The following is a 9,818-nucleotide window of genomic DNA, read 5'->3' on the forward strand; positions in this document are numbered from 1 at the left end:
ACACTTATAGCGTCAGTGTTCGGTTGTTAAACCGTTTTGATTTTCTTAAGTGCCTGTTTTGTTGTTAAGGATTAAATAATCCACCCACGCTAATGTTGGTGACATCCCCTGTTACTTTATCAACTACTCTTACAATAAGCTGTCCACCTTCATCGCGTACAACGACACTGAATTCTCCACTATCGAAAGAGCCTTCACCAATTTCGCCGGCGCCTACATCGCTAATGAGCTGCGAGATGAGTCTGCTTTCAAGACTTTGAATAAGCCGCTCAGTAGAGGATAGAGGTTCGATGCTTCTTGCATTAGGGTCGCTATTGGTGTCCTGTGATTGTGCCTTTCCTAGCAAATAGCTACCCATGAAGGGGTCACCGCCAAAAGATGGGTTGAGAGGCTCGTAAATAAGTTCTCCAGCGGTGCTTTTAAGAGAGAGCGACGCTGCCAAACCAGATATTATCAAGGCACTCAATGTGCTTTTTTTAAGGTTAGCACTCATTAGTTTAACTCCTCTTTTCCTAGGTCTTTGTCTGAGGTAAGCGCTGCCGTGAGCTGCTGTTGCAGAAGCGCTTCTTGGACAACTTGTACAGCTTCTCCTGCGACGCGATCAGCCTCGCTAATACGAGGAGAGAGCTGGGTTCTGAAGTACATTTTATTGCCTTCCATTATCCATAGTTGGCTACCCCAGCGTGCATCGGGGCGTTCCTGTATGGTGAGTGTTGCGTTCCCTATAATGCGGTTGTCCATGGCAAGTTGACTAAATGCACGATAAAAGGTCTTACCTGCCATTGTGATCGTGCGATCCACCATGATGCCGGTCAGCTCACTGCTGCCATGCAGACGGTTCTGTATTTCTGGGCCATCAGGGCTTGATAGCTGGTTAATGTCATCAACAGCTTGGGTATCGCTAACAGACTCTTCCTCGCTAGCGTTAGCACTACCCATTAGGAGTACAAAAAAAAGTAATCCCAATACGTTGGCTGAATGACTTAGGAGGGTTTTTAACATGTCATCAACCTTCATTTAGCTAACGATGGCGCTGCAAACTGCGCGCTGTTTCGATATTGGGTAAAATGGGGCCTAAGTTTTGGTGAATCCAGTTCAGCGCTTGTATACGGTTATGCACATTGATTTTTCTAAAAATATTGTAAAGGTGTGATTTAACCGTGTGCTCACTTACAAAGAGTTTGTCGGCAATCTGTTGATTGGAGGAGCCAGCACTAAGTAGCGAAATGATCTCCATTTCTCGATTGGTCAAGCCGCAGGCAGGTCGAAACGCGTTGCTTTGATATTTGCGGTAAAAAAGGATCAAACGGGCCATCAAATCGCGTGACATCCAAAGCTCACCTTCGAGTAACGCGTGAATCCCTTTACAGATCACTTCAAGACTCTCGTCACGGTAAAAGACGCCTTTGAGCTGGGCGCATGACAGCGCTTCCAGTGCATGGTCCATATCGCGAATATTGAAGGCGGCCAGCGAGGTTTTGGCCAAGTTATCAGGAAGATTTTCCTGCCACTCGGGTAGCTCCTCTACGCCGATATGGTCGCTATCGATGAGTATTAACAGCTTGTTTGGAATGATCGTGGGTAGTGAACTTTTAGGTGAGTGAATGCTTACCGTACACCCTGTGTGTTCGTGTAAGTAATCGGCAAAAAGCTGCGCCTGTGGGCTTTTTTCGGTGATGATGTACACCAAGCCGTGCGTTTTTTCTTGGGACATTGGGGAGGCCTCATGAGCGTAAAGCGTGAGCAGGTGACTAAATGAGTGTTGCCTATAAGCTACATTTCGTAAAGATTTGTTATCAATATAATTATAAAAGTAATTTGCACTTTGTTATTACTTTTTGGAATATATAGTTCAAGCTATTGTTTTTAGATGCATTTACTAGTGGATAATGGTCAATGATTGCGCTGAGTGACAAGATACACTGAGTAACATTGTGTTGCCTTTAGCTGTGTTCTCGATAGGCGTAAACTGGCCCCATCATGTGAAGAGGTCGCCCCTATGAATGCAGCCAATACGCTCGTTTTAGCCAGTGGAAATTCTGGAAAATTAAAAGAATTCAATCAGTTGCTATCGCCCCTTGGACTGGATGTACGCCCCCAGGCTGAGTTTGGTGTGCACGATGTCGAAGAGACTGGACTGACGTTCGTTGAAAATGCGCTGTTAAAGGCCCGTGAAGCGAGTCGCGTAAGCGGGTTACCGGCGCTCGCCGACGACTCAGGTCTGGAGGTCGATGCGTTGCATGGAGCGCCTGGCATTTACTCTGCTCGCTATGCCGGTGAGCCGAAAAGTGACGAGCGTAACAACGAGAAACTGCTGGCAGCACTCAGTGAGTGCGCGGAAGGCCAGCGCACGGGCCGTTATTGGTGTGTCTTGGTCTATTTACGCCATGCAGCAGACCCGGTACCTGTGATCGTTCAACGAAGTTGGGAAGGAGAAGTATTGGCTCATCCCCGGGGAGAGGGCGGTTTTGGCTACGATCCGCTGTTCTGGCTACCCGATCAGGGGATGAGCGTGGCAGAACTGCCCAGTGAAACGAAGAACCGCTTGAGCCATCGCGGACGTGCGTTACACGCGTTGGTGGACATTCTGAAGGTGGCGCATGGCTAATCGATTGCCGCCGCTCTCGCTTTATATTCATACACCTTGGTGTGTACGCAAGTGCCCTTACTGCGATTTCAATTCTCACGAACCTGAATCTGGCGCCAATGACCTACCCGAAGCGGCCTATTTGGCCGCCTTGCTGAGTGATTTGGACGGCGATTTGGCGCTGGCGTCTGGCCGTACTCTTCAAACCATTTTTATTGGCGGCGGCACGCCTAGCTTGCTATCGCCGACGTTTTATCGACAGTTATTCGATGGCATTCGTGAGCGGCTCGCCTTTTCGCCTAGCATTGAAATCACCCTGGAAGCCAATCCAGGCACGACCGAGCAGCAGCGGTTCATTGGTTATCGGGAAGCCGGTATCAATCGATTGTCTTTGGGGGTGCAGAGTTTCCGCCCCACTCAACTGAGTGCGTTGGGGCGAATTCATACCGGCAACGAAGCGGTGACTGCCATCGGTGAAGCCAGAGCGGCGGGATTCGATAACCTCAACATCGACCTCATGCACGGCTTGCCCCAACAAACACCTGAGCAAGCCATGGAAGATATCGATCAGGCGCTTGCCCTCGATCCTGAGCATCTTTCGTGGTACCAGCTCACCCTGGAGCCCAATACGGCGTTTTTTTCTCACCCTCCTCCTTTGCCAGAGGAGGAGGCGTTGTGGGACATTCAGGAGGCGGGGCACCAGCGCCTGGAGCAAGCTGGGCTGCGTCGATACGAGATATCGGCCTATGCCCGTCCGGGATGTCAGAGTCGCCATAACCTAAACTACTGGCGATTTGGCGATTACCTAGGAATTGGGGCAGGCGCTCATGCAAAGCTCTCCTCCATAGATTCCCAAGGGAAGTGGCAGATCGAACGGCGTTGGAAGACGCGCCAACCTAATGCGTACTTGCGCCGTGCCAATGACCCGCGTGGCTTCCTGGCAGGCCAGCAACTCATCGAGCCCCGCGAACTACCACTGGAGTTTGCCATGAACGCGCTCCGACTGACCGAAGGGGTACCATTGGCGGATTGGGCGGCTCACACTGGCCAGCCAGAGGCACTGTTACTTGCGCGTTTACACAGTGCTCAAGAAAAAGGACTTTTAATGGAAATGCCTGAAAAGCTGCGTGCATCGCCCCAAGGTCTATTATTCTTGAACGAGTTGCTGGCCTTGATCAGCGAAGAGTGACCAGCGATCGATTCGGTACACCCTCAATCATAAACAAGGAGTGAGTGATGCGTATTTCTCGACTACTGACCCCACTGGCAGCGGCGATATTACTGGCTGGCTGCGCGACGTCCGATCCTTACGGCGGTCAAACGCAGCGCTCGAGCACCGCCATGGGCACCGGCATTGGTGCAGCGATTGGTGCAGCGGCGGGCGCTTTATCCGGTGATGGCAGTACGAGCCGTCGTGACCGTGCGCTAATTGGTGCCGCTGTGGGTGCGGCCGCCGGTGCAGGCGTGGGTGCCTATATGGACCGTCAAGAGCAGCAGCTTCGCAATAACCTGCAAGGATCGCGTATCGAGATCGATCGGCGCGGTGACGATATCGTGCTCAACATGCCCAGCAGCGTTACGTTCGGATTCGATTCTGCCGAGCTCACCTCGGATGCGCGCAGCGCTCTAAACGAAGTGGCGAATGTCCTCACTCAGTACACCGATACCCGCGTAAACATTGCTGGCCATACGGATAGCACCGGGGATGCCAGCTACAACCAGCGCCTCTCAGAGCGTCGTGCCCAATCGGTCGGCAGCTACCTGAGCCAAAATGGCGTCTCTTCCATGCGGTTGAATACCATGGGCTACGGTGCTAATCAGCCGGTGGCTAGCAATGCTACCGAGCAGGGGCGCGCGCAGAACCGTCGCGTAGAAATCACCCTGACGCCTACCGGCAACGGCCAATAATATGCGTTAATCCCGGCATTGCCGCCCAACGCCCGCTATGCTCACATAGCGGGCTTTTTTTGTTCAATTGCTAGCGAGCTGCCATGCTGTCGTATCAACACGCCTACCACGCCGGTAACTTTGCCGATGTTCATAAGCATTTAACGCTTTACGCGGTGACAGATTATTTATTACGTAAAAAATCATCAATTACATATATTGATACCCATGCAGGCAGAGGGCTCTACCCGCTCGCCACGAAAGAGACTCAGCGGCTTCAAGAGTATCGAGAGGGCGTCGCACCGCTCTGGCAGGTTCGGCAGCAGTTGAGTGATCCGTTGCTTGGTAAATGGATGGCGTCGTTGGAAAGCGCGCAGCCCCAATCGACTGTGCTTTCGCACTACCCTGGCTCACCCTGGTGGCTGGCTCAAAGACTGCGTGAGCAGGACTCACTGCGCCTATTTGAGCTGCACCCTGGTGAGCACGAGCATTTGAGCGGGCAAGCGTTGCCCAAACAGGCCCGACGCGTTTATGGGGATGGGTTGCTGGGCCTGAAGCAGCTGTTGCCGGTGGCAACGCCACGGCTGTGCGTGTTGATAGATCCGAGTTACGAGCGCAAAGTGGAGTATCAAGAGGTCGTCGACGCGGCGGCTTACAACCTCGAAAAAGCACGCCACGCCGTGGTGATGATCTGGTACCCGCTACTGCCCGCCGGGCATCATGACACGTTGCTCAGCGGCCTTGAAGCGAGCGGAATTCGCAAGATTTGGCACAGTGAGCTGCTGTTACGCGCCTCGGCGGAGGGCACGCATGGCATGTATGGAAGCGGCATGGTGGTGATCAATCCACCCTGGGGACTGGATGAGCAATTGTCAGCAGCGATGGCTCAGGTGGCACCGCTGCTGGGGAGTGACAGCCACTACCGCGCTAAATGGCTCGTAGGTGAGTAGTGGCGGTGAGTGGTGGGGACTATTTACCGATACAGAAGCTGCCAAAGATTTCACCCAGCAGGTCATCGGCACTGAACTCACCAGTGATCTCTCCTAGTGCTTGCTGCGCATCTCGTAAATCTTCGGCAAGAAGCTCGCCAGCACCGTAGCCATCCAGTTGGGCTCGCCCGGTGTCTAGCGCCGCCATGGCGCGGTCAAGCGCATCCAGGTGACGTCGGCGGGCAGAGAAGCGGCCTTCGGTCGTGGCAGAGAAGCCCATCACCTCCTTTAGGTGCGTTCTCAAACTATCCACACCCTCTCCGGTTTTCGCCGATAGGCGGATGATCGGTGTGGCTGTGGATAAGTCAATGCCTGGCGTTTCTGCACTCGCGTCGATCTTGTTGCGCACCAGCGTTAGCCGCCGTTGATCCGGAAGGCGCTCCACGAACTCTGGCCAGATACTCATTGGGTTGGTGGCATCCGTGGTGGAAGCATCCACCATGAGCAGTACCCGGTCGGCCTTTTCGATCTCTTCCCACGCCCGGGCAACGCCGATTTTCTCTACCGCATCGGGCGTATCGCGCAGGCCAGCGGTATCGATGATGTGCAGCGGCATACCGTCTAGGTGGATGTACTCCCGAAGGACGTCCCGTGTCGTACCCGCGATATCCGTGACGATGGCGGTGTCTTGCTCGGTCAGTGCGTTCAGCAGGCTCGATTTACCGGCATTGGGACGCCCTGCAATCACTACACTCATGCCCTCGCGTAGCAGCGCGCCCTGCCCAGCGGCTTTGCGAACGGCGACGAGTGCTTGCTGAACGCTCTCCAAATGCGTAGCGACATGGCCATCGGCGAGAAAGTCGATCTCTTCCTCTGGGAAATCGATGGCGGCTTCCACGTAAACGCGCAGTTCGATCAGCCGTTCTACCAGAGCCGATACGCGCTGGGAGAATTCGCCCTGTAACGAGCGCACGGCGTTTTCAGCAGCGGATCGGGAAGTGGCATCGATCAAATCGGCAATCGCTTCTGCCTGGGCCAAATCAAGCTTGTCGTTGAGGAACGCCCGTTCGGAGAATTCCCCCGGCCGGGCCAGGCGAGCACCGAGCTGCAGGCAGCGCTCTAGCAGCATATCCATGATGATGGGACCGCCGTGGCCCTGCAACTCCAGCACGTCCTCACCGGTGAAGGAGTGAGGACCATTGAACAGTAGCGCGATGCCCTCGTCGATAATGCCCTCAGCGCCGTGAAACGGCCCGTAATGGGCGTAGCGAGGAGCAGGGCAGGTCCCGAGTATTTCGGCGGCTATCGTACGGCAGGCGGGGCCTGACACGCGAATGATGCCCACGCCGCCACGGCCAGGGGGGGTTGCCAAGGCGGTAATGGTGTCTTGGGTATAGAGTCGGTCGGCCATGACGCTTCCTAAAGACGAAAGAGGGAGAGAGTGTTTCGCGATGGCGCTCATGATGAGCACCTTCGCCCTAAAACGCCAGACCCCCGCAAAGGCGGGGGTCTGGGAGTAGCAGAGGGGGGCGATTACTTGGTTCGCATCCCTTTGCCAACGCTTGGATCCTTCTCGATGCTGCGCGTAATGAAATACTGCTGCGCCACCGAGATGATGTTGTTGACCACCCAGTAGATGACCAGGCCGGCCGGGAACCACAGGAAGAAGAAGGTGAAGATGATCGGTAGCATCTTCATGATCTTCGCCTGCATGGGGTCTGGCGGTGTCGGGTTCAGCATCTGCTGAACGAACATCGAGATACCCATCAGAATCGGCAGGATGAAATAGGGATCTTTCACCGAGAGATCCTGGATCCAGAACATGAACGGCGCGTGGCGCAGCTCGACGGATTCCAGCAACATCCAGTACAGGGCGATGAATACCGGCATCTGTACCAGAATCGGCAAACAGCCGCCCAGCGGATTGATCTTCTCTTTCTGATAGAACTTCATCATCTCTTGAGACATTTTCTGGCGGTCGTCGCCATACATCTCTTTGAGACGCTGCATCTCTGGACCCAGTTTGCGCATACGCGCCATGGACTTGTAGGCCTTGGCAGAGAGCGGGAAGAGCACCAGCTTCACCAATACGGTGAGCAGTACGATGGACCAGCCCCAGTTGCCCACGATGTCGTGGATCTTATCCAGCAGCCAGAACAGCGGGTTGGCAATGAACCACAACCAACCGTAATCCACGGTGAGCTTGAGGTTCGGTGCGACTTGCTCGAGGTAGTCTTGCACCTTCGGGCCCATGTAAAGCGTTGCGCTCAGCGTGGCTTCACCCTCGGCAGCCACGCTGCTGGTGGGGCCAGCGAAGGCCACTACGTTACGATCTCGAGAATCGGTCGTGACGTAGTAGAGATTCTGCTGGTTTTGAGGCGGTGCCCAGGCGGACACAAAGTAGTGCTGGATGATCGCTATCCACCCGCCTTGGGCCTCGCGATTCTCGAAGTTACGTTTTTGGATCGTATCGAAATCGATCTTCTCGTAGCGCGCTTCAGGCGTGGAATAAGCAGCCCCTAGGTAAGAATTCATCCCCATGGCCACCCCGCTAGAGGGGTCAGGGCTATTGTCACGGGCTAGCTGTCCAATGAATCGAGCGGAAACCGGTGCTTCGGTATTGTTGGCCAGGTAGTAACTCACATTGACCGCATAGCTACCGCGATCGAATGTCAGACGCTTGATGACGTCGACACCATTCACGTCAGCTGTCAAATCGACGCTGATCTGCTCTTCGTCATCGCCCAAGCGGTACTCGTTACGCTCGGGAGTAAAAGCAATGCGGCTTGCCTGACCATCCAGTTGAAGGCCGGAGCGAGCAACATAGCTGCGCGTGGAGTTATCTGACAGCAGCACGTAATTACGGTCGGAATCCAGCGTCAGTTTGTGCTGCGGCAAGGCTGCGTAGACGATATCGCCACCGAAGGGGTCGATGCGTACGTCCAGAACGTCCGTGGTGACCGCAATGAAATCACGGCTGGCGGTGTCGCTTTGCTCATCGCCAACGCCTTCGCTAATAGCGTTGTTAGGCGCCGAAGTACTGGGCACGGAGAGATCGTCGCTACCGCTTTCGTTCGCAGGAGCCCCATTGCTGCTTTGGGTGATCTCTGGCGTCGAATCGTAGGTGGTCTGCCCGTAATCCTGATTCCACTGTACAACCAGAAGGTAGGCTAGTACGGCCAGTGGAATCAGTAATAAAAGTCGTTTTACGTCCATGAGGGTTCTGCCCGATGGGTGGTGAACATGCTAATGGCGCAGTGTCATTTACTCGACCCATGACACACGAAAGCCTGCCAAGCGGCAGGCCGAGGTCGAGCGGCGAGGTGTGTCGTCAAGCGTCACGTGTTACGCCATGAGGCGGGAAAGGTGTTGATGCCGCCTGTGCGTCGCGCTGAAGCCGTTTCCACATGCCGTATAGTTGACGGCTGAGCGTTTCGTTATCGACATCCTGCACGCCTCGCTTTGCCAATATCACGATATCCACAGAGGGTAAGTGATCTTGACGCAGACGAACGGATTCGCGAACGAGTCGCTTGAAGCGGTTACGATCGACAGCAAGCTTTACATTTTTTTTGCTAACGACCAGTCCGATGCGGGGGTATCCCCGGGTAGTCATGCGCGCTAGCGCCATCATACCTTTGCCATGGACTTTGAGGTCAGCCTGCTCAAACACGTGACTGAAATCCCCGGCAGTTAGCAACCGCAAGCACCGGGGAAACCCTTGAGGCGACACACGCAATCCGAGATCAGGCGCTCAGACGCTTGCGGCCTTTGGCACGGCGGCGTGCGATCACGGCACGGCCGTTTTTGGTTGCCATACGAGCACGGAAGCCATGCGCGCGCTTGCGCTTGAGAACGCTGGGTTGAAAAGTGCGTTTCATAACTCGTTATTCCCACGTGGTTTAGGACGGAAAGTGAATTCCAAAAGACCCGGTCCAGTGAGGAACTAGCCGGGGAGTTTCAATTCAAGACCGGAAATTGTAGAGACTTCCCGCGCTGGGTGCAATTTTTCCTTGCATAAAAAGCTCGAAAAAGGCAATGGCGGCGCGGCTTGGCGCCCACCACTCGTTTTCTTGCATCGCACTACTATTACTAATGAAGTTATTTAAAACATACTGTTATTAATAGTGGGGATACTATTTGTGGATAAGTCATTTTAGGATATTGTTATCAAAAGCTTGGAGTAATAAAAAATCTGTGAATAAGCATCGAATAACGCGCGAATAAACTGTGAATTTGGTGTGGTCAGGCGGTGACAACTTGCTCGAAAGGAGGGTTGTACCCATGGCGTCACCGGGTTTTCCTAAGCCCTTACGGAAAGTTGTCCACAGGCGAAAAAGAGCCGTTAGCTCGTGTGGATAACCGTGTCGTTGGGCGCTACAATGGTCGGCCGTTTTCAACCGATGGTGAGATGA

11 protein-coding genes are annotated in these 9,818 nt (G+C 54.1%); 4 read left to right on the plus strand and 7 right to left on the minus strand.

Annotated elements, in window-relative coordinates; translation table 11 throughout:
• Window positions 1-64: 64 nt before the first annotated feature.
• The 3 genes from GYM47_RS18210 to GYM47_RS18220 are packed head-to-tail and all read right to left on the minus strand — an operon-like array spanning window position 65 to window position 1,714.
• The gene (locus GYM47_RS18210) at window positions 65-493 is read right to left on the minus strand and encodes a curli assembly protein CsgF (RefSeq protein WP_139526162.1); all 429 of its coding nucleotides are present in this window, start codon (window positions 491-493) and stop codon (window positions 65-67) included.
• A complete protein-coding gene (locus GYM47_RS18215; protein ID WP_139526163.1) occupies window positions 493-1,002 on the minus strand; it encodes a CsgE family curli-type amyloid fiber assembly protein in 510 nt (169 codons plus the stop codon). The genes GYM47_RS18210 and GYM47_RS18215 overlap by 1 nt, the downstream gene beginning before the upstream one ends.
• Window positions 1,003-1,021: 19 nt before the next feature.
• Window positions 1,022-1,714 (minus strand): LuxR C-terminal-related transcriptional regulator, encoded by a 693-nt coding sequence (locus GYM47_RS18220; RefSeq protein WP_139526164.1) that lies wholly within the window; start codon window positions 1,712-1,714, stop codon window positions 1,022-1,024.
• Between the two features lie 285 nt (window positions 1,715-1,999).
• Here GYM47_RS18220 and rdgB point away from each other — a divergent pair, with 285 nt between their 5' ends.
• From rdgB to GYM47_RS18240, 4 genes are all read left to right on the plus strand, one after another.
• Entirely contained in the window at window positions 2,000-2,608 is a 609-nt protein-coding gene (gene rdgB, locus GYM47_RS18225) for an RdgB/HAM1 family non-canonical purine NTP pyrophosphatase (RefSeq protein ID WP_139526165.1), read from the plus strand.
• Window positions 2,601-3,776, plus strand: a complete 1,176-nt coding sequence (hemW, locus tag GYM47_RS18230; RefSeq protein WP_153843626.1) for a radical SAM family heme chaperone HemW — start codon at window positions 2,601-2,603, stop codon at window positions 3,774-3,776. The genes rdgB and hemW overlap by 8 nt, the downstream gene beginning before the upstream one ends.
• A gap of 47 nt (window positions 3,777-3,823) precedes the next feature.
• A complete protein-coding gene (locus tag GYM47_RS18235; RefSeq protein ID WP_139526167.1) occupies window positions 3,824-4,495 on the plus strand; it encodes a YiaD family glycine zipper/OmpA-like lipoprotein in 672 nt (223 codons plus the stop codon).
• Between the two features lie 83 nt (window positions 4,496-4,578).
• Window positions 4,579-5,424 carry a 23S rRNA (adenine(2030)-N(6))-methyltransferase RlmJ gene (locus GYM47_RS18240; protein WP_153843625.1) on the plus strand — a complete coding sequence of 282 codons (846 nt, stop codon included), beginning with the start codon at window positions 4,579-4,581 and terminating at the stop codon, window positions 5,422-5,424.
• Between the two features lie 19 nt (window positions 5,425-5,443).
• On the opposite strand, the gene mnmE is transcribed toward GYM47_RS18240, so the two are convergent.
• The 4 genes from mnmE to rpmH all read right to left on the minus strand — a co-directional run bounded on the left by mnmE (window position 5,444) and on the right by rpmH (window position 9,284).
• Window positions 5,444-6,814, minus strand: coding sequence for a tRNA uridine-5-carboxymethylaminomethyl(34) synthesis GTPase MnmE (gene mnmE / locus GYM47_RS18245; RefSeq protein ID WP_153843664.1), 1,371 nt, complete (start codon window positions 6,812-6,814; stop codon window positions 5,444-5,446).
• Window positions 6,815-6,936: 122 nt separating this feature from the next.
• Entirely contained in the window at window positions 6,937-8,619 is a 1,683-nt protein-coding gene (yidC, locus tag GYM47_RS18250; protein WP_153843624.1) for a membrane protein insertase YidC, read from the minus strand.
• Window positions 8,620-8,734: 115 nt separating this feature from the next.
• Entirely contained in the window at window positions 8,735-9,136 is a 402-nt protein-coding gene (rnpA, locus tag GYM47_RS18255; RefSeq protein WP_168444482.1) for a ribonuclease P protein component, read from the minus strand.
• A gap of 13 nt (window positions 9,137-9,149) precedes the next feature.
• Window positions 9,150-9,284 carry a 50S ribosomal protein L34 gene (rpmH, locus tag GYM47_RS18260; protein WP_009723348.1) on the minus strand — a complete coding sequence of 45 codons (135 nt, stop codon included), beginning with the start codon at window positions 9,282-9,284 and terminating at the stop codon, window positions 9,150-9,152.
• Window positions 9,285-9,818 lie beyond the last annotated feature (534 nt).

Origin of the sequence: Vreelandella piezotolerans, from assembly GCF_012427705.1 — a bacterium.
In the GTDB taxonomy this organism is placed as follows: domain Bacteria; phylum Pseudomonadota; class Gammaproteobacteria; order Pseudomonadales; family Halomonadaceae; genus Vreelandella; species Vreelandella piezotolerans.

Bases quoted from the DNA above. Each gene is read 5' to 3' on its own strand.
- GYM47_RS18210 (WP_139526162.1), bottom strand. From the start codon at position 493: ATGAGTGCTAACCTTAAAAAAAGCACATTGAGTGCCTTGATAATATCT.
- hemW (WP_153843626.1), top strand. From the start codon at position 2,601: ATGGCTAATCGATTGCCGCCGCTCTCGCTTTATATTCATACACCTTGG.
- GYM47_RS18220 (WP_139526164.1), bottom strand. From the start codon at position 1,714: ATGTCCCAAGAAAAAACGCACGGCTTGGTGTACATCATCACCGAAAAA.
- rdgB (WP_139526165.1), top strand. From the start codon at position 2,000: ATGAATGCAGCCAATACGCTCGTTTTAGCCAGTGGAAATTCTGGAAAA.
- mnmE (WP_153843664.1), bottom strand. From the start codon at position 6,814: ATGGCCGACCGACTCTATACCCAAGACACCATTACCGCCTTGGCAACC.
- GYM47_RS18240 (WP_153843625.1), top strand. From the start codon at position 4,579: ATGCTGTCGTATCAACACGCCTACCACGCCGGTAACTTTGCCGATGTT.
- GYM47_RS18235 (WP_139526167.1), top strand. From the start codon at position 3,824: ATGCGTATTTCTCGACTACTGACCCCACTGGCAGCGGCGATATTACTG.
- yidC (WP_153843624.1), bottom strand. From the start codon at position 8,619: ATGGACGTAAAACGACTTTTATTACTGATTCCACTGGCCGTACTAGCC.
- rpmH (WP_009723348.1), bottom strand. From the start codon at position 9,284: ATGAAACGCACTTTTCAACCCAGCGTTCTCAAGCGCAAGCGCGCGCAT.
- GYM47_RS18215 (WP_139526163.1), bottom strand. From the start codon at position 1,002: ATGTTAAAAACCCTCCTAAGTCATTCAGCCAACGTATTGGGATTACTT.